The organism is Roseovarius sp. THAF8, from assembly GCF_009363735.1.
Lineage (GTDB): Bacteria > Pseudomonadota > Alphaproteobacteria > Rhodobacterales > Rhodobacteraceae > Roseovarius.
Map to the genome: position 1 here is coordinate 1,620,776 of NZ_CP045410.1, position 24,123 is coordinate 1,644,898.

Consider the following 24,123-nt stretch of genomic DNA (forward strand, 5'->3'; position numbering starts at 1 on the left):
ATGACCCATGACAGGCTTCCCATAGACGACGCGATTCCGGCGCTGCTGACAGCGCTCCGGGACCACGGCCGCGCCGTATTGCAGGCCCCGCCCGGTGCCGGCAAGACCACCGTCGTGCCCCTTGAAATGCTGGTCGCAAACCTCACCAAGGGCCGCATCGTCATGCTGGAGCCCCGCCGCCTCGCCGCCCGCGCCGCAGCAGAGCGCATGGCCTCGACCCTGGGCGAAAAGACAGGCGAAACAGTCGGCTACCGCGTCCGCGGCGACGCCAAGGTCTCGGGCGACACCAGGATCGAGGTCGTCACCGAGGGTATCCTCACCCGCCGCATCCAGTCCGACCCCGAACTCACCGGCATCGGCGCCGTGATCTTCGACGAATTCCACGAACGCTCCCTCAATGCAGACCTCGGCCTCGCCCTCTGCCTCGAAGTGGCTGGCGCCTTGCGCGACGACCTGATGCTTCTGGCCATGTCCGCCACGCTCGACGCCGCCCCGGTGGCCGAGCTTATGCAGGCCCCCATCGTCACCTCAGAAGGCCGCAGTTTCCCGGTCGAGACCCGCCACCTCGACGCGCCAGTCTCCAAGAAAACAAGGTGGGACGCGGCCCTTTCAGACCTCGTTACCACGGCCGTATCGGAAACAACGGGCGGCGTTCTCGTCTTCCTCCCCGGCGAAGGCGAGATTCGCCGCGCCGAGGCGCTCCTGAAGGATCGCCTGACCCCCGATTGCCACATCCGTCCCCTCTTCGGCGCCATGGATTTCGCCGCCCAACGCGCCGCCATCGCCCCTGTAAGCGACGGCCGCAAGGTCGTCCTCGCGACCTCCATCGCCGAAACCTCGTTGACCATCGAGGATATCCGCGTCGTGGTCGACGGCGGCAAGTCCCGCCGCGCCCGGTTCGACCCCGGCTCCGGCATGTCACGGCTTGTGACCGAGCCCGTCACCCGCGCCGAGGCCACGCAACGCGCAGGCCGCGCGGGGCGCGTCGCGGAAGGCACCTGCTACCGCCTGTGGACCAAGGGAGAGGAAGGGGCCCTGCCCGCCTATCCGCCTGCCGAAATCGAGGCGACCGATCTTTCGGGCCTCGCCCTCGAACTCGCGCTCTGGGGCGCCACGCCGGACGATCTGCCCTTCCTGACCCAGCCCAATCCCGGCAGCTATGCCGAGGCGCAGGCGCTTCTGCACATGCTGGGCGCGCTGGACGCGACCCACCGCATCACCGAGCATGGCAAGGCGCTGGCAAAGCTCCCCCTGCACCCGCGGCTGGCCCACATGCTGGGCACCGCCGGACCGGACGCGGCCCTGCTCGCCGCCCTGCTGGCCGACCGCGATCCGCTGCCGCGCGGCGCGCCCGTCGACCTCGCCCTGCGCATGGCCGCGCTGCGCGACCCCAAGGGCCGCCACCCGCATCCCAGCAACCACGGCGCGGTGATGCGCATCCGGGCCGAGGCCAAGCGCCTGGCCTCACAGGCAAAATCGACGCAAGCGAGCGGACTGTCCGACGCCGAATGCGCCGCCCTCGCCTATCCTGATCGCATCGGCCTGCGCCGCAAGGGTGACGCGCCGCGCTTCGTGATGTCGGGAGGAAAGGGCGCGCTCTTGCCCGACGAGGATCCGCTGGCCAGTCAACGCCTGCTGGTCGCCACCGACCTCGACGGCAACCCGCGAGAGGCCCGCATCCGGCAGGCCATCGCGCTTTCCGAATCCGAACTCCGCGCGCTTTTCGCCGATCAGATCGCCTGGCATGACGTCTGCCACTGGGACCGCCGCGACCGCCGCGTCATCGCCCGCAAACAGGAACGTTTCGGCGCGCTCGTGCTGGATGACCGCATGTGGAAGGATGCCCCCGACGACGCCGTGGCCCTTGCCATGCTGGACGGTATCCGCGACCTCGGCCTCAGCTGGTCCGACCCCGCCCGCCGCTTCGCCGCCCGCGTCGCCCTTCTACGCGAGGCGGGCGAGGGCCTGCCCGACATGGCCGACGCCGCCCTCCTCGAAGACCTCGAAACCTGGCTCCTGCCCTACATCACCGGCCTCAAGACCGCCGCCGACTGGAAGCGCTTCGACATGCTGGACGCCCTGCGCGCGCGCCTGACCTATAACCAGATGCAACGTCTTGATGCCGCCGCCCCGGCCCATTTCACCACGCCTCTGGGGCGGCGCATCCCCATCGACTATTCCGGCGACCATCCCGAGATTTCCCTGCGCCTGCAGGAAATGTTCGGCCAGACGACCCATCCCACGGTGGGCCGCACGCCCCTGCGCGTCACGCTCCTGTCGCCCGCGGGCCGCCCGGTGCAGACCACGCTCGACATCCCCGGCTTCTGGGACAGCTCCTATGCCGACGTGCGCAAGGACATGCGCGGGCGGTATCCCAGGCATCCCTGGCCCGAAAACCCGCGCGAGGCCGACCCGACCCTGCGCGCCAAACGCCGCAACTCCTGACCAATTCAGCAAAATTGAACGCAAAATTTGATTTTTGGTGCAAGAAACGTATATACAATAGTGAAAAGACTTTTTTAAGACGAGCAGCACAATGACAAATACGATGAAGCGGGCCTGGGCCGAGTTCGTCCAGCCGATATTACGCAGACCACCCGAAATGCAGGTGGCCGCACTTTGTTACCGCGTCACCCCGACGGCGGAAAAGCAGGTCCTGCTCATCACCAGCCGCGGCACTGGCCGTTGGATCGTGCCCAAGGGCTGGCCGATGGACGGCAAGAAGGCCGCCGAAGCCGCGCTTCAGGAAGCCTGGGAAGAGGCCGGCGTCACTGACTGCGCCGCAATCGAGGGCCATGTCGGCAGCTACGCCTACGACAAGCATCTCGACCATGGCTACGACGCCCCGGTCGAGGTCGAGGTGTTCAAGGTCCGCGTCAAGCAACTCGCCGACATCTACCCCGAACATGATCAGCGCACCCGCCGCTGGGTCAGCCCCGCGGATGCGGCTGAAATGGTACAGGAACCGGGCCTCAAGACCATTTTGCTGGAAATGTAACAGTTTTGTGACGGCGTGGCATTGAACCGCCGCGCCGGACCGGCTAGCGCTCTGCCCCGAACCGGACCGGGAGGGGACCGTTGGCCGAGAACCCGCAGAACAACCAGTGGAAGACGCTCGACAAGGATCTCGGGCGCATCTCGCAGATCGAGTACGCGACGGCCTATGTCTCGCGTCCGCTGATCTCGCTCGGCATCGCGCTGGCCTTCATGGTGCTCGCGGGCCTGGGCGCGGCGCTGGTCTTCGGCTCTTCGCCCAACACCGTCGTGGTGATCGCCGCGGCCATCTTCGGCGCCTACATGGCGCTCAATATCGGCGCCAACGACGTGGCCAACAACATGGGGCCGGCGGTGGGGGCCAACGCGCTCACCATGGGCGGCGCCATCGTCATCGCCGCCATCTGCGAAAGCGCGGGCGCCCTTCTGGCCGGGGGCGACGTGGTATCGACGATTTCCAAGGACATCATCGACCCCGACGGCATTCAGGACGCACAGACCTTCATCTGGGCGATGATGGCCGCGCTGGTCTCGGCCGCGCTCTGGGTCAACCTCGCCACCAAGGTCGGCGCGCCGGTCTCGACCACCCATTCCGTCGTCGGTGGCGTCATGGGCGCGGGCATCGCCGCCGCGGGCCTTGCCACCGTGAACTGGCCCACCATGGGCGCCATCGCAGCCAGCTGGGTGATCTCGCCGGTCCTGGGCGGCGTCATCGCTGCCGCCTGCCTCGCCCTGATCAAGACCCGCATCTCCTACCGCGAAGACAAGATCGCCGCCGCCCGCCGCTGGGTGCCCATTCTCGTTGGCCTGATGGCCGGGACCTTCGCCACCTACCTCGCCATGAAAGGCCTCAAGCGGATCGTCAGGATCGACATCGGCACGGCCCTGCTGATCGGCGCCGCGACCGGGGCCGTGATCTATGCCGTGACCATCCCCCTGATCCGGCGCCAGTCCGAGGGCATGGAAAACCGCCGCCGCTCGCTCAAGGCGCTGTTCGGACTGCCGCTCATCATCTCGGCGGCGCTGCTGTCCTTCGCCCACGGCGCGAACGACGTCGCCAACGCCGTGGGCCCCCTGGCCGCCATCGTCTACGCCTCCGAAGCCGGTGGCTTTGCCGGCGAGGTGGCGATCCCGCTCTGGGTCATGATCATCGGCGCCTTCGGCATCTCCTTCGGCCTGTTCCTCTTTGGCCCCAAGCTCATCCGCATGGTCGGCAGCCAGATCACCAAGCTCGACCCGATGCGCGCCTATTGCGTCGCCCTGTCGGCGGCGATCACCGTCATCGTCGCCAGCTGGCTGGGGCTGCCCGTCAGTTCCACGCATATCGCGGTGGGCGGGGTCTTCGGCGTCGGGTTCTTCCGCGAATGGTACATGGAACGCCGCCTTCAGAAAGGGCTGACAACCGGCGGCACGGGCAAGCGCCTCGCCCCCGAGGAACGCCGCCGGCGCAAGCTGGTCCGGCGCAGCCATTTCATGACCATCGTCGCCGCCTGGGTCATCACCGTGCCCGCCGCCGCGCTGATGTCGGCATTCATCTTCTACGTGCTGAACAGCCTGACGGGCTGATCCTCAGCCCCGGCGCCCGCGCCGGTCTTGCAAGGGGCCTCGACCGTGCCATCGCTCGAGACGCTTGCCCTTCGGGCGCAAGGCTCACTCCCACCACGGCCCGTGAAACTTGCCTTCCTGCCCCAACCGGGCGAAGCCGTGATAGCCGAAGAAATCCCGCTGTGCCTGGATGATGTTGGCGGTGCCATAGCCCTGGCGCATACTGTCGTACCATTGCAGCGCCGCCGACAGCGCCGGGATCGCGTGGCCACCCACCACGGCCTCCGCCACCACCTTGCGCAGGGACGGCACCGTGCGTTTCAGGATCTCCGCGAAGCGCGGCGACAGGAACAACTGCCCGTGCGGCAGATCCTCGCGGAACGCCGCCGCGATATCGTCCAGCAGCACCGACCGGATGATGCACCCGGCGCGCCAGACCTCGGCGATCCGCGCATGGTCCAGCTGCCACTCGTACTCCTGCGATGCCGCCTCCAGCACGCGAAACCCCTGCGCATAGCACAGAACCCGCGCCGCCATGAAAGCCTCCTTCAGGATGTCCTCGTCGAGGGACAGCAGGCCGCGCTCGCCTCCCAGCAAGTCCTGCGCCTTGATGCGCGTGTCCTTCTCCGACGACCACGCGCGCGCGCCCACCGCCGCCTCGATCATGGTCGCGGCCTGTCCCATGCGCACCGCCTCCACCACGGTCCAGCGCCCGGTGCCTTTCTGCCCCGCCGCATCCTTGATCACGTCCACCACCGGATGCCCGGTCGCCGGGTCGGTATAGGCCAAAAGCTCGCCGGTGATCTCCACCAGGTAGGATTTCAGCGGGCCGTCGTTCCAACTCGAAAACAGCGCCCCGATCTGCGCCGGCGGCCAGACGCAGCCGTTGTGCAACAGGCCATAGATCTCGGCGATCACCTGCATGTCGGCATATTCGATGCCGTTATGCACGGTCTTGACGAAATGCCCCGCCCCGTCGGGGCCAAGATGATCGACGCACGGGTCACCTTCATACCGCGCCGCGATTGCCCGCAACACGTCGCGCAACTGATCCCAGCTGTGCTCGCTGCCACCCACCATCATCGACGGCCCGTGCCGCGCGCCCTGCTCGCCGCCCGACACACCCATGCCGACGAAATGCAGGCCTTTCCCGGCCAGCGCCTTCGCGCGCCGCCGGGTGTCGTGGAAATCGGCATTGCCGCCGTCGATGATCGTGTCGCCTTCCTCCAGCAGGGGCGCCACCTCCTCGATCATCGCATCCATCGGCTTGCCCGACGGGATCATGAACAGCATCACCCGCGGCGTCTTCAGCCCGGCCACGAAATCGCGCAAATCGTCATGCGGATGCAGGCGCTCGGCCAGCGGCCCGGCCTCCTGGACAAATGCACCGATCCAGTCCGCCTCGCGGTTGGTCACCGCCACGTCGAAGCCCTTCTCGGCCATGTTCAGCGCCAGGGCGCTGCCCATCGTGCCAAGCCCGTATACGCCAATCTGTGCGGTGCCGCCTGTCATGTCCGCTCCCATGCTTCCCGGCCAGCGTAGACCGCCCCGCGCCGGATGCCAAGAAACCCGGTCGCGCACCCGGCGGCCTTTCCCGCGCCTCGCCCTTTTTCTTGGCAGAAATACTCTCGCCGAAGGCGGGCCGGGGCCTCCGCCACGCCACCCGGACCGCGCCGTGACGCGTCGCACCCGCCATCCCGCGCCCGAGGAGGCGCGCGCAAGGGCAACGACGAGACCAGCCAGCGCGCGGGAACCGCGCTCTTTCAGGTCAGGCTCAGACGCCCAGACACCAGCGCATGATCGCCTTCTGCGCGTGCAGCCGGTTCTCGGCCTCGTCGAACACCACCGAGTGCGGGCCGTCCATCACAGGGCTCGTCACCTCTTCCTCGCGATGCGCGGGCAGGCAATGCATGAAGAGCGCGTCGTCCTTGGCGTGCTTCATCAGCTCGGCATTCACCTGGTAGGGGCGCAGCATGTTGTGGCGCCGCTCCTTGCTCGACTGACTGTCATGCATGCTGACCCAGGTATCGGTCACCACCAGATCCGCGCCCTCCACCGCTTTGACCGCGTCGCGCTCGATGGTGATCGTGCTGCCCGCCTTGCGTGCCAGCCCGACGAATTCCTCCTCGGGGTCCAGCTGCGACGGCCCGGTGAATGTCATGTCGAACCCGAACTGCCCCGCCGCGTGCAGGAAGGACGAACAGACATTGTTGCCATCCCCGGCCCAGACCACCTTCTTGCCTCTGATGGGCCCGCGATGCTCTTCATAGGTCATCACGTCGGCCATGATCTGGCAGGGATGCGTGCGGTCGGTCAGCCCGTTGATCACCGGCACGTCGGCATACTCGGCCATCTCCTGCAACACGCTCTCGTCGAAGGTCCGGATCATGATCAGGTCCACGTAGCGGCTCATCACCCGCGCGGTATCGGCAATCGTCTCGCCATGGCCCAGCTGCATGTCGGCCCCAGACAGCACCATCGTCTCGCCGCCCATCTGGCGCACGCCCACGTCGAAACTGGTGCGCGTCCGCGTCGACGGCTTCTCAAAAATCAGCGCCACCATCCGGCCCGCCAGCGGCTGCTCGTCATCCGCCGCACCGCGCGGCCGTCCGGCGCGCGCTGTCTTCATGTGCCGCGCCCCGTCGATGATGTCGCGCAATTCGCCCGCGTCGGTCGTGTGAATATCCAGAAAATGCTGCATCGTCCCGCTCCTCACACTTCGGCCAGCGCCGTCTTGACGGCGGTCGCCGCCTTGTCCAGCCGGGCCACCGCCTCGCCGATCTCGTCATCCGAGATGTTCAGCGGCGGCAACAGGCGCACCACGTTCTCCGCCGCGGGCACCACGGCCACTTCGGCCTCATAGCCGGCGGCCACCACGTCGGTATTGGTCGCCACGCATTCCAGCCCCAGCATCAGGCCCCATCCGCGCACGCCCTTGAACACCTCCGGATGCGCCGCCACCAGCCCTTCCAGCTTCTGCCGGAACAGGCCCGCCTTGCGGTTCACCTCGGCCAGGAAAGCGGGATCGGCCACGATATCCATCACCGCGTAGCCCACGGCACAGCCCAGCGGGTTGCCGCCATAGGTCGACCCATGCGTGCCCGCCGTCATACCGCGCGCCGCCTCTTCAGTGGCCAACACCGCGCCCAGCGGAAAGCCCCCGCCGATGCCCTTCGCCACCATCATGATGTCGGGCGTGATCCCCGCCCATTCATGCGCAAAGAGCTTGCCGGTCCGGCCCACGCCGCACTGCACCTCGTCGAAAATCAAAAGGATGCCCTTCTCGTCGCACAGATCGCGCAGCCCCTTCAGGCACTGGTCCGGCACCGGCTTGATCCCGCCCTCGCCCAGCACCGGCTCTAGCAGGATCGCCGCGGTGTTCTCGTCAATCGCGGCGTGCAGCGCGTCATGGTCACCGAACGGCACATGCTTGAACCCCGGCAACAGCGGCCCGAACCCCTTGGTCATCTTCTCCGACCCGGCGGCGGCAATCCCGGCGCTCGACCGGCCGTGAAAGGATCCGTTAAAAGCGATGATTTCCGTGCGGTCCGGCTGGCTTTTGTCGTGAAAATACTTGCGGCACATCTTCACCGCCAGTTCGCACGCCTCGGTGCCCGAGTTGCAAAAGAACACCGTATCGGCAAACGTCTCCGCCACCAGCTTGTCGGCCAGTTCCTGCTGCTTGGGGATCTGGTAGAGGTTCGAGGTATGCCACAGCGCCCCCGCCTGCTCGGTCAGCGCCGCCACCAATGCGGGGTGCGCATGGCCCAGCGCGTTCACCGCGATACCCGCGCCAAGGTCCAGGAAACGTCGACCATCCGCCTCGATCAGCCAGGCGCCCTCGCCTTTGACAAAGCTGAGCGGTGCACGGTTATAGGTCGGCAGAACGGAGGGGATCATCGCAGGTATCCTCAAACATGGAAGCCCTTTGAGTGCCGTATGGCAGGGCGTTCGTCAATGGTGGAAGAAGGTGGTGCGCTTGGGCACCGGGGGGATCGAACAGGCGAACGGGACGTCAGGCGCAGGCGCGGCGGCGTCGGCTCTCGGCATATGTGCGGCGTTCGATCATGGGCGCTGACATAGCCGGTTCCGCGCCCCGCGCAAAGCGTTTTCTTGGCGCGCCTCGATATGGCGCTTGAGTTTCCCATTGCCGCCTGCCACGTCAGTCAGCATGACCCCGCCCATCCAGAACCCCGGCGCCGCCGCGCTCCTGACCCTTGCCGCCGCCGCCTTCATCGCCGGCTGCACGCTTCTGGCCAAGGCGCTGGGCACCGACGCGCTCGGCCCCGCCCTCCATCCGTTGCAGATCAGCCAGGGCCGGTTCGTCTTCGCGCTCATCACCATATCGACCTTCGCCGCCGCCACGCGGTTCCGCGTCGTGCGCCCCGCGCTGCACCTGCACCTTCTGCGCTCGGGCCTCGGCTGGGGCGGCGTCACCCTGATGTTCGCCGCCGCCGCGTTCATCCCTCTGTCCGACGCCACCGCGATCACCTTCCTGAACCCGGTCTTCGGCATGATGCTCGCGATTCCCATCCTTGGCGAAAAGGTCGGTCCCGTCCGATGGACCGCCGCCGCCATCGCCCTCCTCGGCGCGCTGATCCTGACCCGCCCCGGTGGCGGCAGCATCGAACCCGGCGCGCTCCTTGCCCTCGCTGCCGCCGCCTGCTTCGGCATGGAACTCATCGCGATCAAGTTTCTTTCGGGCCGCGAACGCCCGCTTCAGATCCTGCTGATCAACAACCTCTTCGGCAGCCTCATCGCCAGTGCGGCGGCCTATTTCGTCTGGACCGCGCCCACCCCGGCACAGTGGGCCGCGCTTGCCGGGATCGGCCTGCTGATGGCCACCGCGCAAGCCTGCTTCGTCAACGCGCTGGCCCGCGCCGATGCCAGCTTCGTGGCCCCCTTCTTCTATGCCACGCTGGTTTTCGCCGCGCTCTACGATGCCGCCGTGTTCTCGGTCCGGCCCGACGCGATATCCATTCTCGGCGCCGTGACAGTTCTCTCCGGCGCTGCCTTGCTCGCGTGGCGAGAGGCGCGGCTCAAATCTCCCACGGTTCCACCCGCGCGCCCGCTCTGACCCGGCTTGCCATCGCGAACCAAATGCCTACCGTCTGCGCCAACGCTGAAAGGAATTGCCCGATGGCCCACCGCCCCAACCGCCCGCTCTCGCCTGCCACCAAACTGGCCCAGGCCCTGCGTTGTCTCGATCCCGCCACCGGCGCCATCGTGCCGCAAATCCAGCCCTCGGCCACCTACGCGCGGGATGAAAACTACGCACTGCGCCAAAACTACATGTACCGGCGCGACAGCAACGTCACCACCGAACAGGCCGAGGCGATCATCGCCGACCTCGAAGGCGCCACCGAAAGCCTGCTCTTCTCGTCGGGCATGGGCGCGGCAACGGCGGTGATCGAACACCTGCCCGCCGACGCCCATGTGGTGGTGCCCGAGGTGATGTATCATGGCGTCCTCGCGCAGTTCAAAACCTACGAGGCCAAGAACCGCCTGCGGGTCAGCTACTATCCCGCCGGCGATCTCGATGCGATGCAGGCCACAACGCTCAAGGGCGACACCGCGCTGGTCTGGGTCGAGACCCCCAACAACCCCAACTGGGACACGACCGACATCGCCGCCGCCGCCGAGATTGCCCATGCCGCCGGGGCCAAGCTTGTCACCGACTGCACCGGCACACCCCCCTGCGCCACCCGCGCGCTCGATCTGGGCGCGGACATCTCGTTCCACTCCGCCACCAAGTACCTCAACGGCCATTCCGACGTGACCGCCGGCGTTCTGTCTGTGCGCGAAACAGGCGAATACTGGGACGAGATTTTCCACGTCCGCATGATCCAGGGCACCGTCCTGCACTCCTTCGACGCCTTCCTGCTCATTCGCGGGATGCGCACGCTGATGCTGCGCTATGAGCGCGCGACCCAGAATGCCCTGGCCGTCGCCCAACATTTCGAAGGGCATCCGGGCATCGAGAAGGTGATGTATCCCGGCCTGCCCTCGCATCCCGACCACGAGATTGCCAAGCGCCAGACCGGCGGTCTCTACGGCGGGATGCTCTCAATCCTCGTCAAGGGGACCGAGCAGACCGCCATCGACGTCAGCCGCTATTGCGAGGTCTTCTATCCCGCCACGTCGCTGGGCGGCGTCGAAAGCCTGATCGAGCACCGCAAGACCGTCTCGGGCGAGGGCTTCCCGGTCCATCCCCGCCTTCTGCGCCTGTCCATCGGGATCGAGGACGCGGACGACCTCATCGCCGACCTCGAACAGGCGCTGGATCGCGCCGGCGCCGCGGCGTCGTAACGTCACCCTTGATCGTGCGCCCCCTTCCCGGGCTAGATACGACGCGAGGGAAGAGGACATGCCGCTCAGCATCTTGTTACCGATGGTCGTGCTCGGCATCGCAGGCATTGCGGTGCTCTTGCACCTGCTCGGCCTGTCGCAACCCGCCACGTTCGAGGACGAGGCCGCAGCCCGCCGCGCCTGGCTGCGCGAATTCCCCGAGGATACGCCGACGCGCGTGATCCTCAGCCACGACCGCCACGCCGCCCTCGTGGAAACGCCGCAAGGCCCCGGAATCGTCTGGCCCATGGGCGCCGACACTACCGCGCGGTATCTCGACGGCGCGCAGGTCACGCAGACCGACACCGGCCTGCGCATCGCCCTGCCCGACTATACCGCCCCGTGCATCACCCTCACGCTCGACCCCGAAGAGGCCCGCCACTGGCCCGGCCTGATGGAGGCCCGCAGATGACCGATCAACTGACCTATCCCGACGTGGTGAACTTCGCCGTTCCCGTCTTCATCGCCCTCATCCTGATCGAGCTTGTCTGGATCGTCGTCAAACGCCGCGGCGGCCGGTATGAAACCTACGACGCGCTCACGTCTCTGGTGATGGGCGCGGGCAACGTCGCCTCCGGCATCGTTCTGGGCTTCGTCGCCTACGGGTTCTTCATGGCGCTCTGGGCCATCACACCTCTCGACCTCGGCACCTCGGTCTGGGTGGTGATCCTGTGCTTCGTGCTCGATGACCTGCGCTACTACTGGGTCCACCGCTTCGGCCACCGCATCCGCTGGGTCTGGGCCAGCCACGTCAATCACCATTCCTCGCAGCACTACAACCTGACGACCGCCTTGCGCCAGACATGGACCGGCACCTTCACCTTCATGATGCTGGTCCGCGCGCCCCTGATCCTCCTGGGCTTTCACCCCGCGATGGTGCTCTTCTGCGGCGGTCTGAACCTGATCTACCAGTTCTGGATCCATACCGAGGCGATCACCCGACTGCCCCGCTGGTTCGAGGCGGTGATGAACACACCCTCGCATCACCGCGTCCACCACGGCCGCAACGCGCGCTATCTCGATGCAAACTACGCGGGCGTCTTCATCATATGGGACAAGATGTTCGGCACCTTCGTCCCCGAGCAGGACAGTGAGAAAGTCGATTACGGCCTCGTCCGCAACCTCGGCACCTTCAACCCGATACGCGTGGCCTTCCACGAATGGGTCGGCATCTTCCGCGACGTGATCCAGCCCGGCATCACCTGGCGCGACCGGCTGAACTACTGCATTCAACCCCCGGGGTGGAGCCATGACGGCAGCCGCGACACCTCCGAGACGATCAAGCGCAAGCACCTTGCCAAGCATCCCGAAGACGCGAACACGCCCGGTTTCGAGAAGCTCACCTGACGCCGGGCGCAGAAAATATCTTCAAAAGAAATTTGCTCGGAATTTCTTCAAAATTCCGCCACCGCGCCAATGTGAGTTTCCTTCGCCCCCGCCCCGCGCTACGGCTACCCCATGCGCCTCTTCCTGCTCACCGCCCTGACGATGGTGGCCTTCGCCGCCAATTCCATCCTCAACCGCCTCGCCTTGGCGGGCGGGCATATCGACGCCGTCCCCTTCGGCGCGATCCGGCTGGTGGCGGGGGCGGCGATGCTGGCCGGTCTCTGCATCGTCCTGCGCGACGGGCTGCGCCTCGGCGGGCCCGCGCGGGTCGCGGGCGTCGTCTCTCTCCTAGTCTACATGTACGGCTTCTCGCTGGCCTATAGCGCGCTTGATGCGGGGCTTGGCGCGCTCATCCTCTTCGGCATGGTCCAGATCACCATGTTCGCCGCCGCCCTCCTGACGCGCGAATCCCTGCCCGCCCGCCGCTGGATCGGCGCGGGGCTGGCGCTCGCCGGCCTCGCCTGGCTGATGTGGCCCGGCGCCGGCACGCCGGTCAGCCCTGTGCATGGCGCGCTCATGGCGCTGGCGGGCATCGGCTGGGGCGTCTATTCCCTCGCGGGCCGCAAGTCGAAAGACGCGCTTCAGGCAACCGCCGCCAACTTCACCCTCGCCGCCCCCGTCGGCCTGCTGGCCTGGCTCGCCCTGCCCAGCCCCGCTGACGCCGCCCCTCTCACCACCTACGGCATCCTCCTCGCCATTGTCACCGGCGCAGTCACCTCCGGCCTGGGGTACGCGCTCTGGTATACCGTCCTGCCATCGCTCGCCGCCTCTGTCGCCGCCGTCGCGCAACTCACCGTGCCGATTATCGCGCTCCTGGGCGGTATCCTCATCCTGAACGAGTCCCTGACCGTGCAGATCGTGCTCTCCTCCGCCATCGTTCTGGGCGGCGTTGCGCTTTCCATGCCGCGCCGCCGCAAAACCTGAGCGCCGGGGCTGTATCTGTGCCGCCGGAACGCCTATCTCAGTCTGCATGAAAGCCGCGCTCACCGCCCTTGCCCTTCTGCTCCCCGCCCCGGCGCTGGCCGATTGCGTGGTGCTGCTGCATGGCCTGGCGCGGACCGAGACCTCCTTCATCGTGATGGAGGAAGTGCTGAAGAACGAAGGCTACACCACCTTCCGCACGGATTATCCCTCGACCGAACTCGACATCGCCGAACTGGCCGAGGAAACCCTGCCCTATGCTGTCAGCGTCTGTGGAGAGGACAGGATCCATTTCGTCACCCACTCCATGGGCGGCATCCTCCTGCGCCACTGGCTGCGCGACAACCGCCCCGCCGACATGGGCCGCGTCGTCATGCTGGGACCGCCCAATCACGGCTCGGAACTGGTGGACGAATTGGGCGGGCTGGAGCTGTTCGAGTGGATGAACGGCCCCGCCGGCATGCAACTCGACACCGGCACGGACAGCATCACCAACACGCTGCCCCCGGTCGATTTCGAGCTTGGGATCATCGCCGGCACGCGCTCGCTCAACCCCTATTTCTCGGTCCTGATCGAGGGCGCCGATGACGGCAAGGTGTCGGTCGAATCCACCAAGGTCGACGGCATGGCCGATCATATCGAACTGCCGGTCAGCCACACCTTCATGATGAACAATCCTTACGTGATCGCACAGGTGCTGGCCTTCCTGCGCACCGGCAAGTTCGATCACGACATGAACATCACCGACATGTTCATGGGCCTCACGGAATGACCTTTGCCCTACGCCTGACCGGGGCCGAGGTGCTGACGCCCTCGGGCCTGACCGATATGCCTCTCGCCATTGCGGATGGGCTGATCACCGACGATACCCCGTCCCGCGAGGTCGATCTCACTGACTATCTCATCCTGCCGGGACTCGTCGACGCCCATGGCGACGCCTTCGAAAAACACCTCGCCCCCCGGCGCGGCGCGATGAAGGATCTCGACCAGGGCCTGATCGTCGCCGAGGCCGAATTGGCCGCCAACGGCATCACCACCGCCACGCTAGCCCAGTTCTACAGCTGGGAAGGCGGGATGCGCGGGCCGGATTTCGCCCGGCGCGTGCTGGAAAGCCTCGACGATATCCGCCCCCGCGTCGGCACCGACCTGCGCGTGCAACTTCGGTTCGAGATTTCCATGCTGGACGACTACGCCACGATAGAAGCCTGGATCACCCGCTACGCCATCCCCTATCTGGTGTTCAACGATCACCTGCCGCATGACCTGCTGGCCAAGGGCAAGACGCCCCCGGGCCATTTGGGCAAATCCCTCAGGATCGGCAAGAACCCCGACAAGCATCTCGAAGACATTCACGCACTGCACGCCGGAATGGAGGCAGTGCCGGCAGCGCTCGACGCGCTTTGCGTCCGGCTGGCAGACAAGCCCGTGCGACTTGGCAGCCATGACGACAGCACCGCCGCCCAGCGCGCCGCATGGGACGCGCGCGGCGTCCACATCGCCGAGTTCCCCGAAACCACCGAGGCGGCAGAGGCCGCCCGCGCCACCGGCGCGCCCATCGTTCTTGGCGCCCCCAACGTGGTGCGCGGCGGCTCGCACAAGGGCAATGCCAGCGCGCTCGACCTCATCGCGATGGGGCTGTGCGATGCGCTCGCCTCGGATTATCACTACCCGTCCATGCGCCGCGCCGCCTTCCTGCTGGCAGATGGCGGGCTGATGGACTTCGCCGCCGCCTGGGGGATGATCTCGTCGGGTCCGGCACGGCTTCTGGGTCTCACCGACCGTGGCACGCTCACCCCCGGCCAGCGCGCCGACCTCGTCATCGTCGACACCAAGACCCGAGATGTCTGCGCCACGCTCTCGGGCGGTCAGGTCACCTACATGAAAGGCGAGGTCGCCGCGCGCTTCGTCGGTTAGCCCGCGCCCCCGACGCGGTTCACATGCCCCATCTTGCGCCCCGGCTTGGCCTCCGCCTTGCCGTAGAGATGCAGGCTCGCCCCGGCCTCCCCGGCAATGTCCGGCACACGGTCCATGTCGTCGCCAATGAGGTTTTCCATCACCACGTCCGCATAGCGCGACCCGTCCCCCAGCGGCCATCCCGCCACAGCCCGGATATGCTGCTCGAACTGGTCCACCGCACAGCCCTGCTGCGTCCAGTGCCCCGAATTATGCACCCGCGGCGCGATCTCGTTCACGATCAGGCCCTGACGCGTCACGAACAACTCCACGCCGATCACGCCGACATAATCCAGCGCGTTCAGGATCCGCCCGGCCAGCAGCACTGCATCCGTCCGCTGCGCCGTGCTCAGAGTCGCGGGCACCGTGGTAGTGTGCAGGATCCCGTCGCGGTGCACGTTCTCGCCCGGATCGAAACAGGCCACCTGCCCGTCCAAGCCCCGCGCGCCGATCACCGACACCTCGTGGCTGAACTCGACGAACCCTTCCAGGATCGCCGGCGCGCCCTGCATCGCGTCCAGCGCGGCCTCGGCCTCGGACGCATCATTGATCCGCACCTGCCCCTTGCCGTCATAGCCAAAGCGCCGCGTCTTCAGGATCGCGGGCGTGCCCATCTCCTCCAGCGCGGCCTTCAGGCGCGCCAGATCGGTGATGTCGGCATAGGGCGCGGTGCGCAGCCCCAGCCCGGTCAGGAAGTCCTTCTCGGTCAGCCGGTCCTGGCTCACCCGCAGCGCCTCGCGCCCCGGGCGGATCGGGCGAGCCTCCTCCAGCACGTCCAAGGCCGAGGTCGGGATATTCTCGAACTCGTAGGTCACCACGTCCACGGCGCCGGCGAACTGCCGCAGCGCGTCTTCGACCTCATAGGATTTCTGGAAATGGAAATTCGACACATGGCTCGCCGGGCAATCGCCTGCCGGCTCGTAGATACAGGTTTTGAACCCCAGACGGCTGGCCGCGACGGACAGCATCCGGCCCAGTTGACCGCCCCCCAGGATCCCGATCACCGCGCCCTGCGGCAAAGGCTCAGTCATCGCTGGGCTCCTCGGGGATCGAGGCCGACAGCGCCGCGCGCCACTCGTCCAGCCGCGCCGCCAGATCCGCATCGCCATTGGCCAGGATCGCCGCCGCCATCAGGCCAGCATTGGCCGCCCCCGCCGCGCCGATCGCCATGGTCGCCACGGGAAACCCCTTGGGCATCTGCACGATGGAATAAAGACTGTCGACACCGCTGAGCGACCTGGTCTGCACCGGCACGCCAATGACCGGCACCCGCGTCTTGCTGGCCATCATCCCTGGCAGATGCGCGGCGCCGCCGGCCCCGGCGATGATCGCCTTCAGTCCACGGTCGACCGCCGCTTTACCATACTCCCACAGCCGGTCCGGCGTGCGGTGCGCCGAGACGATGCGCGTCTCGTACGCCACGCCCAGCTCGTCCAGAATCACCGCGGCCTCCTTCATCGTGGCCCAGTCCGACTGGCTGCCCATGATGATGCCGATCTGCGGATTGCCCATGTCACGCTCCCCTTTACGGAGCGCGCACTATACCTATCGCCGCTGCCTACGCAATGATATCCGGCAACAGCCGATCCTCGATCCACTGGATCCGGTCCTTCAGCCGCAATTTCTGTTGCTTGAAGCGTTTCACGGTCAGGGGATCACTCGTGCCTTTTTCCTCCAGCGCCCGGATCGCCTCGTCCAGATCGCGGTGCTGGCGGCGGAACTCTTCCAGTTCCACCCGCAGCACCTCGTCGGACTTCATCGACAGCTCGTTAAACTTGTTCATTTGCGCAAGAGTCTCCCGAAACCACCGCGTATCCCGACAATAGCGCCAAACCTCTTGCCGGCATAGCCCTTGCAGCCCCCGCCCCACGGCCCCATATTCATCCCAGGAGGTCGCCGCGAACGGGGCCTTTTTATACGGACTGTCGCTTGACTGGATAAGGACACGCCCATGACAAAGCTATCGATGGGATCGCACCCCTACATGCTCGGCTTCGAGCAACTTGAACGCCTGCTGGAACGCAGCGCCAAGTCGGGGAACGAAGGCTATCCGCCCTTCAATATCGAACAGACCTCGGAGAATTCGTATCGCATCACGCTGGCCGTGGCCGGATTCGCCGAAGGGGACCTGTCGATCACGCTGGAAGACCGGCAACTGGTGATCCGCGGACGCCAGCGCGACGACTCGGATGGTCGGGTATTCCTGCATCGCGGCATTGCCGCCCGCCAATTCCAGCGCAGCTTCGTGCTGGCCGATGGCGTCGAAGTGGGCGAGGCGATCATGGAAAACGGGCTGTTGCACGTCGACCTGACCCGCGCCGCACCAGAAACGGTGGTTCAGACCATCAAGATAAACAAGGGGTAAACAGTATGGACACGCAGTACGAATTCGACCACGAGACCGAGCGTCCCATCGTCTATGTCCGCCAGGTCAACGCCGACGACCTGCCCGACGAGGTGCGCGAGCAGGTGGGCGAGCTTGAAACGCTCTACGCGGTGCACAACGAGGAAGGCGAGCGCCTGGCGCTGGTCGCCGACCGCAAGATGGCCTTCGTCCTGGCCCGCCAGAACGACCTCGACCCGGTCACGGTCCACTAGAACCCCACTTCGGTTTCGGCCCGCATAACCGGGCCGAAACCCCGCTGGTCAAACAGCCCCGCCACTGGCATACCGCTTTCGACGCACCCGACGCGAAAGGCCCGTATCGCAGTGACCCAGATCATCAATTCCCTCTCCGACATTTCCGGCAATTACGACGCGCTCTTCGTCGACCTTTGGGGCTGCGTGCATAACGGCGTCACCGCCTACCCCGAGGCGGTCGAGGCGCTGATGACCTATCGCGCCGATGGCGGGACGGTGGTGCTTGTCACGAACTCTCCCAAGCCCCGCGCCGGCGTCGAATCCCAGCTCGACAGCTTCGGCGTGCCCCCCGCCTGCTACGACGCCATCGCCACCTCCGGCGACAGCGCCCGCGCCGCGATGTATCGCGGCATGGTCGGCCGCAAGGTCTGGTTCATGGGCGAATGGGAGCGTGACGCCGGCTTTTTCGAGCCCTTGGAGGTGATCGACGATCCCGTCGAGATCGAAAGGGTCGACCTCAAGGAGGCCGAGGGCATCGTCTGCTGCGGCCCCAACGACCCGATGGCCGATCCCGACACGAACCGCGCCGATTTCCTCTATGCCAAGCAGAAAGGCCTGAAACTGCTCTGCGCCAACCCCGATATCATTGTCGATCGTGGCGATGTGCGCGAATGGTGCGCGGGCGCGCTCGCCCGGCTGTATACGGACATGGGCGGCGAAAGCCTCTATTTCGGCAAGCCGCACCCGCCGATCTACGACCTCGCCCGCCGCCGCCTGGCGGCCCTGGGCAAGGATATCTCCAGCGACGGCATTCTCGCCATCGGCGACGGAATCGCCACCGACATCCAGGGCGCCACCGGCGAGGACATCGATTCTCTCTTCATCACCGGCGGGCTGGCGGCCGAGGAAACCAAAACGTCGCACCAGCCCGACCCGGATGCGCTAACCGCCTATCTGCAAAAGGAAATGTCCTCGCCCACCTACGCCATCGGCAAGCTGCGGTAATAAATTAACCCTTGATTTTCTGCGCCTGCAAAGTAATAAAGTTGCAACCTTACCTATCGTATGGTGTTATTTATTGCGCACCCAATGCGGGCGCAGGTGGAAATGGAGGGTCTGATGTTGGACAACATGCCGCGCGGAACGATCACGATCGAAGAGATCGAAATGGGAATGACCCGGTCGCTGCGCAAAGTGGTGACCGACGAGGATATCCGCATGTTCGCCGAGGTCTCGACCGACCATAACCCGGTGCACATGGACGACGACTACGCCCGCGATACCATCTTCGAGGGCCGCATCGCCCACGGGATGCTCACCGCCGGGCTGATCTCTGCGGTGATCGGCGAACAGCTTCCGGGGCATGGCACCGTCTACATGGGCCAGACCCTGAAATTCCTCGCCCCCGTGCGCCCCGGCGACATGGTCGAGGCCGAGGTCGAGGTGATCGCCATCGACTACGCCAAGCGCCGCGTTACGCTGGAAACCCGCTGTCTCGTCGATGGCAAGAAGGTTCTGGTGGGCGAAGCGACCGTGCTGGCCCCGACCGGCAAGTTCGACTGAGCGACCCGCACCCGCCCTGCACATGCACGGCCGCGTCACACATCCGGAACACGAATCGTGTATGATGCGTTGAGGTACCGCACAACCATAGGGAGGACCCAACCGATGGATGCAATCCAGACAGCCGAATACGCCCGCGCCCTGCTCAGCGCCCACGGCCCCAAGGCCGAGGCCGAAGCCGCCCGCAAGATGCGCGAGTCGCAAGATGCCGGACGCAAGTCCGAGGCCGAGAACTGGGCCGCGATCCGCCAGGCCGTCTCGCAACGGCGCGGCCCCAGCCAGACCTGAGGCACGCGCCTAAGGGCGATCAGCCCATATCGGGCTCGGTCGCCTTGAAGCTTTCGATCTCCTGCACCGCGGCCCACCACCGCGCCAGCTTGCCGGTGATGATGTTGTCGGCCTCTGGCGTCAGAGACAGGTAATAGATCATCGGCGCCAGCATGTAGTCCGCCAGCGTCGCCTCCTTGCCGCAGATGAACGGATCGGCCCAGTCCATCAGCAACGCGTTCAGCGTCTGCGAATCCGCAAGGCTTTTCGACAGCGCGTCGTCATTCCTGCCGCCGATCAGCTCGGGAAACAGGTGATAGCCTGCCGCCCCCATCAGCGCGTCGTACCCATAGCTGGTGAAAACGCTGATCGCCTCGTTCATCTTCGCCCGCGTCTTGGGATCGTCCGGCTGAAGGCTCGGCCCCTTGCCCGTTTCGTCAATATAGCGGCAGATTGCGTCGCACTCGCGCAGGCGCATATCGTCGATATCCATCACCGGCACCTTGCCGAACGGATGCCGCTTAAGGTGCTCGGGCTGCTTGGGCTCGCCTTCCAGCACGTTCACATGCACCTGGTCGTAATCGACCTCGTTATCCATCAGCACCATGCGCGCTGTCCGCACATAGGTCGATCCGTTGAAACCGTAGAGCACGGGTTTGTCGGCCATTTCTCGTCTCCATTCATTCAGTTGCTGCTGCATCAACGCATCAGGACGCCTTCCGTTGCTTGCCGCGGGCAATCCGCGGCACCGCCTCTTGATCACCCCCCCGCATCCGGCTACCCCTGCGCCATGCGCATCATCCGCGATTACACCTTCATTGATCCCCAGGACCGGGGCGCCTCCGTCGCCATCGGCAATTTCGACGGTGTGCACCTGGGCCACCAGTCGGTGATCGACCTGGCCCGCAAGGGCGACGGCCCCCTGGGCGTGCTCACGTTCGAGCCGCACCCGCGCGAGTATTTCGCCCCCGACGCACCCCCCTTTCGCCTGATGGGCCACGAGGCGCGCGCCAACCGCCTCGCCAAGCTGGGCGTCGAACGGCTCTACGAGCTCAACTTCAACGCCTCCCTCGCCAGCCTCACGCCCGAGGAGTTCGCCCGCAACGTCATCGCCGACGGGCTTGGCCTGACCCACGTGGTCGTCGGCGCCGATTTCTGCTTCGGCAAGGGCCGCGCCGGCAATTCCGCCGATCTTCAGCGCTTCGGGCAGGACATGGGCTTCGACGTCACCATCGCCACGCTGCTCGAAGGCGATGATGGCCAGGTCTCCTCCACCGCCATCCGCGACGCCCTCTCCGAAGGCCGCCCGCGCGACGCCGCCGCCATGCTGGGCCACTGGCACCGCATCGACGGGCCTGTGATCGGCGGCGAACAACGCGGCCGCGACATGGGCTATCCCACCGCCAACATGTCCATCGAAGGGCTGCACCCGCCCCGCTTCGGCGTCTACGCCGTGCTGGTCGACGTGCTCGACGGCCCGCACAAAGGCCACTACCACGGTGCCGCCTCCCTCGGCGTGCGCCCGATGTTCCAGGGCGAAGTCCCCAATATCGAGACCTTCCTCTTCGATTTCTCCGGCGACCTCTACGGTGCCGATCTCTCGGTGGCCCTCGTCGAATACCTTCGCCCCGAGGAAACCTTCGACAGCCTCGAGGCCTTCATCGCCCAGATGGACGCCGATTGCGACCGCGCCCGCGCGGTGCTGGCCGCCCTATGACCGACCCCATCGACCGCTCCGGCCTGCGCCCGCGCTACTGGGAAACCGTGCCGCTGGACCGCATGACGCAAAAGGAATGGGAAGCGCTCTGCGACGGGTGCGGAAAATGCTGCCTCAACAAGCTCGAGGACGAGGACACCGGTGAGGTCGCCCTGACCCGCATCGCCTGCCGCCTGTTCGACGACAGCACCTGCCGCTGCGCGAATTACGACATCCGGCACCAGTTCGTGCCCGAATGCATCTCGCTCTCGCCCAAGACCATCGAGAAAAGCCTCTACTGGCTGCCCGAAACCTGCGCCTACAAGCTCCTCTGGACCGGCAAGCCGCTCTACGACTGGCACCCGCTCATCTCCGGCACACCCGACAGCGTGCACGCCGCCGGAATTTCGGTGCAAAACGCCACCCTGCCCGAATTCGAGATCCCCGAGGACGAGTGGGAAGAGCATCTGATAGAGGAACCACTGGGATGCGACTAGGCTCCGACAACACCGGCCCCGCCCTGCCCGAAGTGATCGAGGCGCTCACCCGCGCCAACGAAGGACACGTGCCCTCCTACGGGGCTGACCCGCTGACCGAGGCGGCGCAGAACGCCGTCCGCGACCTCTTCGAGGCGCCCGGCGCGGCGGTGCATTTCGTCGGTACGGGCACGGCAGCCAACGCCATCGCCCTCGCCAGCTTCGCCCAGCCGTGGCAGACTGCCTTTTGCACGCCACTGGCGCATATCCTCGTCGATGAATGCCACGCCCCCGAGTTCTACACCGGCGGCGCGCGGCTGACTCCGGTCGGCACCGGCGACAAGATGAGCGCCGACGACCTTGCCGCTGCCATCGCCGCCCTGCCCGCCGGCGACGTGCACACATCCCAACCCGGGCCGGTCTCACTGACCCAGGTGACCGAACGCGGCCATCTTTACACGCTGGAGGAACTGCGCGCGATCTGCGACGTGGCGCACGGCCACGACCTGCCCGTACATCTCGACGGCGCCCGCTTCGCCAATGCCTGCGCCGCGCTCGGCTGCTCGCCGGCCCAGATGAGTCACGCCGCGGGGATCGACGCCGTTTCCTTCGGCGCCAGCAAGAACGGCTGCCTCGGAGTGGAGGCGCTGGTCGTCTTCGACCCGGACAAGTCTTGGGAAGTGGAATTGCGCCGCAAGCGCGCCGGACACCTCTTTTCAAAGCACCGCTACCTTGCCGCCCAGATGCTGGGCTATCTGCAGGACGGTGCCTGGTTGCGCGCCGCGCAGGCCGCAAACGCCCGCGCCGCGCGGCTGGCCGAGGGCCTGCGCTACCTGCCCGGTTGCAGCTTCGAGGCCGAACCGCAGGCCAACATGATCTTCGCCACCCTGCCCCGCGCCACGCACCAGCGACTGAAGGCCGGCGGCGCCGTCTATGGCCTCTACGACGGGCCGCTGGAGACCGGTGATCCGCACGAACCGCTGCTGATGCGCCTGGTCTGCGACTGGTCAATCACCGAGCAGGAGATCGACGCGTTCCTGTCCCTCGCTCGCGACTGACGCGACGGGCCCTCCGGCCCGGCGCGCAGATCACGCCGCCCACCGGGCCACTGCGACCCCCACGGTCGCGGCCGCTCCCGTCAGCAATGTGCCCCATGTCAGGTCGGTGGCCACCATCCGCCAGGTCCAGTCCTTCAGCGTGGCGAGGTTCGTGAATTCGTAAGTACCATAGGCCATCGCGCCGATCAGTGCAGCCGATCCGAACACCCACAGCAGGCTGTTTTCCTGTTTCATCGCGGGCCAGCTCACGAACCACAAAAGGCAGACCACGTAGAACGCGTAAAAGGCAACGGCAGGCCCCAGCCGCGGGCTGTCCAGCAGCAAACCCTTGATGTCCCGCTCGAAAGTCGGCTTCACGATATAGCTCAGCCCGATGTAGTCCAACCCGAGGAACACCGCGAAGGTGACGACGTAAAGAATGGCGATGGTCATGCATGTCTCCTGCTCATCAGGCCGCAACGTGGCGCGCCGGTCCTGTCCTGTATGGCAGATAGGGCGATCGGCCGCTCCGGCACGGTCCGTCTCAGATGTTTCCCAGGAACCGCAGGATTTCCGCGCCCACCTGCCGCGCGTGGGTCAGCGGCGCCATGTGGCCCGCCCCCGCGATCACCGCCCGTCTGGCCCGCGGCAGGCGCGAGGCCAGACCGTCGTCGATCACACTGATGATGTCCGGCGAGTCGCTTCCCTCGATCAGCAGCACCGGCTGCGACACATTCTGCAACACTCCAGGCGCCAGCATCGCGCCCGCATCCTCGTATAACGCCGGATGCCCGGCCTCTACCAGGTGCATCTGCCCCGCCAGCCGCTTCCGTTCCGTCGCGCTCAGGCTCTCCCACTCCGTACCATTGCCCCAGACATGCAGGAACCCGCGCGCCGCCGCCTCCGGGTCTCCCGCCCGCATGCCGTTCGCGAAACCGGCCATCTGTACCTCGAAGCCGTCCCGCATCTCCGGACAATCCGCCAGCGCCACGGCAAAGAACACCGGCTCGATCAGCACCAGCGACCGCACCAGCTCGGGCCGCATCACCGCCAGCCGCAGCGCCACCGTCGCGCCAAAGGAATGTCCGATCACATGCGCCGGGCCGTCCAGCAGATCGGCGGCGATCTCCGCCGTCATTTCTTGGATCTCGCCGCGCCCGTCCCAGGCGCCGCTGCGCCCGTGCCCCGGCATGTCGAACGCGGTCAGCGTCAGCGCCCCCGACAGATGCCGCGCCAACGCCCCCCAACTGCCCGAATGCGCCAGCGAGCAGTGAATGGCCAGTGCCGGCTGCGGCCCTTGCCCGAACGTCGTCCAATAGGTCGGAAACCCGGCTTTCAACGCCTCAGGCATCGCGTG

Annotated in this window: 27 protein-coding genes; 18 read left to right on the plus strand and 9 right to left on the minus strand. The window is 66.4% G+C overall.

Translation table 11 applies throughout. From position 1 onward, the window contains the following. The 3 genes from hrpB (at position 1) to FIU85_RS07920 (ending at position 4,560) form a co-directional block, all read left to right on the plus strand. On the plus strand, positions 1-2,445 hold the full coding sequence (hrpB, locus tag FIU85_RS07910) for an ATP-dependent helicase HrpB (protein WP_152496494.1): 2,445 nt from the start codon (positions 1-3) through the stop codon (positions 2,443-2,445). Positions 2,446-2,536: 91 nt separating this feature from the next. After that, positions 2,537-2,998: an NUDIX hydrolase gene (locus FIU85_RS07915; protein ID WP_152496495.1), complete on the plus strand. Its 462-nt coding sequence runs from the start codon at positions 2,537-2,539 to the stop codon at positions 2,996-2,998. 80 nt (positions 2,999-3,078) lie between these two features. Continuing rightward, positions 3,079-4,560 (plus strand): inorganic phosphate transporter, encoded by a 1,482-nt coding sequence (locus FIU85_RS07920; RefSeq protein ID WP_152496496.1) that lies wholly within the window; start codon positions 3,079-3,081, stop codon positions 4,558-4,560. 84 nt (positions 4,561-4,644) lie between these two features. Here FIU85_RS07920 and gndA read toward each other — a convergent pair whose 3' ends face one another. The 3 genes from gndA to FIU85_RS07935 all read right to left on the minus strand — a co-directional run bounded on the left by gndA (position 4,645) and on the right by FIU85_RS07935 (position 8,439). Continuing rightward, complete coding sequence (gene gndA, locus FIU85_RS07925; protein WP_254703025.1) at positions 4,645-6,051, minus strand: NADP-dependent phosphogluconate dehydrogenase; 1,407 nt, start codon at positions 6,049-6,051, stop codon at positions 4,645-4,647. A 262-nt stretch (positions 6,052-6,313) separates the two neighbouring features. After that, positions 6,314-7,240, minus strand: coding sequence for an ornithine carbamoyltransferase (gene argF / locus FIU85_RS07930; RefSeq protein ID WP_152496498.1), 927 nt, complete (start codon positions 7,238-7,240; stop codon positions 6,314-6,316). 11 nt (positions 7,241-7,251) lie between these two features. After that, entirely contained in the window at positions 7,252-8,439 is a 1,188-nt protein-coding gene (locus FIU85_RS07935; protein ID WP_152496499.1) for an aspartate aminotransferase family protein, read from the minus strand. A 271-nt stretch (positions 8,440-8,710) separates the two neighbouring features. On the opposite strand from FIU85_RS07935, the gene FIU85_RS07940 reads away from it, so the two are divergent. The 7 genes from FIU85_RS07940 to FIU85_RS07970 all read left to right on the plus strand — a co-directional run bounded on the left by FIU85_RS07940 (position 8,711) and on the right by FIU85_RS07970 (position 15,108). Beyond that, entirely contained in the window at positions 8,711-9,616 is a 906-nt protein-coding gene (locus FIU85_RS07940) for a DMT family transporter (protein WP_152491249.1), read from the plus strand. A gap of 62 nt (positions 9,617-9,678) precedes the next feature. Then, the gene (locus FIU85_RS07945; protein ID WP_152496500.1) at positions 9,679-10,848 is read left to right on the plus strand and encodes a PLP-dependent aspartate aminotransferase family protein; all 1,170 of its coding nucleotides are present in this window, start codon (positions 9,679-9,681) and stop codon (positions 10,846-10,848) included. 58 nt (positions 10,849-10,906) lie between these two features. Next, on the plus strand, positions 10,907-11,299 hold the full coding sequence (locus FIU85_RS07950) for a hypothetical protein (RefSeq protein WP_152496501.1): 393 nt from the start codon (positions 10,907-10,909) through the stop codon (positions 11,297-11,299). Continuing rightward, positions 11,296-12,234, plus strand: coding sequence for a sterol desaturase family protein (locus FIU85_RS07955; RefSeq protein WP_152496502.1), 939 nt, complete (start codon positions 11,296-11,298; stop codon positions 12,232-12,234). Before FIU85_RS07950 ends, FIU85_RS07955 begins: the two co-directional genes overlap by 4 nt. Before the next feature lie 111 nt (positions 12,235-12,345). Beyond that, positions 12,346-13,197, plus strand: coding sequence for a DMT family transporter (locus FIU85_RS07960; protein WP_152496503.1), 852 nt, complete (start codon positions 12,346-12,348; stop codon positions 13,195-13,197). Positions 13,198-13,243: 46 nt separating this feature from the next. After that, positions 13,244-13,966 (plus strand): alpha/beta fold hydrolase, encoded by a 723-nt coding sequence (locus FIU85_RS07965; RefSeq protein ID WP_152496504.1) that lies wholly within the window; start codon positions 13,244-13,246, stop codon positions 13,964-13,966. Next, on the plus strand, positions 13,963-15,108 hold the full coding sequence (locus FIU85_RS07970; protein ID WP_152496505.1) for an alpha-D-ribose 1-methylphosphonate 5-triphosphate diphosphatase: 1,146 nt from the start codon (positions 13,963-13,965) through the stop codon (positions 15,106-15,108). Before FIU85_RS07965 ends, FIU85_RS07970 begins: the two co-directional genes overlap by 4 nt. Here FIU85_RS07970 and FIU85_RS07975 read toward each other — a convergent pair. Genes FIU85_RS07975 through FIU85_RS07985 form a run of 3 tightly spaced genes read right to left on the minus strand, consistent with a single transcriptional unit; the run spans position 15,105 to position 16,930 of the window. Further along, positions 15,105-16,178 carry a 5-(carboxyamino)imidazole ribonucleotide synthase gene (locus tag FIU85_RS07975; RefSeq protein WP_152496506.1) on the minus strand — a complete coding sequence of 358 codons (1,074 nt, stop codon included), beginning with the start codon at positions 16,176-16,178 and terminating at the stop codon, positions 15,105-15,107. The two genes, FIU85_RS07970 and FIU85_RS07975, sit on opposite strands and share 4 nt — an antisense overlap. Next, entirely contained in the window at positions 16,171-16,659 is a 489-nt protein-coding gene (purE, locus tag FIU85_RS07980; protein ID WP_152496507.1) for a 5-(carboxyamino)imidazole ribonucleotide mutase, read from the minus strand. Before purE ends, FIU85_RS07975 begins: the two co-directional genes overlap by 8 nt. A 46-nt stretch (positions 16,660-16,705) precedes the next feature. Next, on the minus strand, positions 16,706-16,930 hold the full coding sequence (locus FIU85_RS07985) for a YdcH family protein (RefSeq protein ID WP_152491240.1): 225 nt from the start codon (positions 16,928-16,930) through the stop codon (positions 16,706-16,708). Between the two features lie 168 nt (positions 16,931-17,098). Between FIU85_RS07985 and FIU85_RS07990 the strand changes: the two genes are divergently transcribed. The 5 genes from FIU85_RS07990 to FIU85_RS08010 all read left to right on the plus strand — a co-directional run bounded on the left by FIU85_RS07990 (position 17,099) and on the right by FIU85_RS08010 (position 19,578). Then, the gene (locus tag FIU85_RS07990; RefSeq protein ID WP_152491239.1) at positions 17,099-17,512 is read left to right on the plus strand and encodes an Hsp20 family protein; all 414 of its coding nucleotides are present in this window, start codon (positions 17,099-17,101) and stop codon (positions 17,510-17,512) included. 5 nt (positions 17,513-17,517) lie between these two features. Further along, positions 17,518-17,745 carry a DUF1150 family protein gene (locus FIU85_RS07995; protein ID WP_152491238.1) on the plus strand — a complete coding sequence of 76 codons (228 nt, stop codon included), beginning with the start codon at positions 17,518-17,520 and terminating at the stop codon, positions 17,743-17,745. Positions 17,746-17,856: 111 nt separating this feature from the next. Next, positions 17,857-18,732, plus strand: coding sequence for a TIGR01459 family HAD-type hydrolase (locus FIU85_RS08000; protein ID WP_152496508.1), 876 nt, complete (start codon positions 17,857-17,859; stop codon positions 18,730-18,732). 114 nt (positions 18,733-18,846) lie between these two features. Beyond that, positions 18,847-19,290, plus strand: coding sequence for a MaoC family dehydratase (locus FIU85_RS08005; RefSeq protein ID WP_057791949.1), 444 nt, complete (start codon positions 18,847-18,849; stop codon positions 19,288-19,290). Between the two features lie 105 nt (positions 19,291-19,395). Beyond that, positions 19,396-19,578 (plus strand): hypothetical protein, encoded by a 183-nt coding sequence (locus tag FIU85_RS08010; protein ID WP_152491236.1) that lies wholly within the window; start codon positions 19,396-19,398, stop codon positions 19,576-19,578. A gap of 19 nt (positions 19,579-19,597) precedes the next feature. Here the strand turns inward: FIU85_RS08010 and FIU85_RS08015 are convergent, their stop codons facing one another. After that, the gene (locus FIU85_RS08015) at positions 19,598-20,224 is read right to left on the minus strand and encodes a glutathione S-transferase family protein (RefSeq protein ID WP_152496509.1); all 627 of its coding nucleotides are present in this window, start codon (positions 20,222-20,224) and stop codon (positions 19,598-19,600) included. A gap of 123 nt (positions 20,225-20,347) precedes the next feature. Here FIU85_RS08015 and FIU85_RS08020 point away from each other — a divergent pair, with 123 nt between their 5' ends. Genes FIU85_RS08020 through FIU85_RS08030 form a run of 3 tightly spaced genes read left to right on the plus strand, consistent with a single transcriptional unit; the run spans position 20,348 to position 22,787 of the window. Further along, the gene (locus FIU85_RS08020) at positions 20,348-21,274 is read left to right on the plus strand and encodes a bifunctional riboflavin kinase/FAD synthetase (RefSeq protein ID WP_152496510.1); all 927 of its coding nucleotides are present in this window, start codon (positions 20,348-20,350) and stop codon (positions 21,272-21,274) included. Continuing rightward, positions 21,271-21,750: a YcgN family cysteine cluster protein gene (locus FIU85_RS08025; RefSeq protein ID WP_152496511.1), complete on the plus strand. Its 480-nt coding sequence runs from the start codon at positions 21,271-21,273 to the stop codon at positions 21,748-21,750. Before FIU85_RS08020 ends, FIU85_RS08025 begins: the two co-directional genes overlap by 4 nt. Next, positions 21,741-22,787 carry a low specificity L-threonine aldolase gene (locus FIU85_RS08030; protein ID WP_152496512.1) on the plus strand — a complete coding sequence of 349 codons (1,047 nt, stop codon included), beginning with the start codon at positions 21,741-21,743 and terminating at the stop codon, positions 22,785-22,787. The genes FIU85_RS08025 and FIU85_RS08030 overlap by 10 nt, the downstream gene beginning before the upstream one ends. Before the next feature lie 30 nt (positions 22,788-22,817). Here the strand turns inward: FIU85_RS08030 and FIU85_RS08035 are convergent, their stop codons facing one another. Then, complete coding sequence (locus FIU85_RS08035) at positions 22,818-23,219, minus strand: DUF2177 family protein (RefSeq protein WP_152491231.1); 402 nt, start codon at positions 23,217-23,219, stop codon at positions 22,818-22,820. A 91-nt stretch (positions 23,220-23,310) separates the two neighbouring features. Continuing rightward, a complete protein-coding gene (locus tag FIU85_RS08040) occupies positions 23,311-24,117 on the minus strand; it encodes an alpha/beta fold hydrolase (protein ID WP_152496513.1) in 807 nt (268 codons plus the stop codon). Positions 24,118-24,123 lie beyond the last annotated feature (6 nt).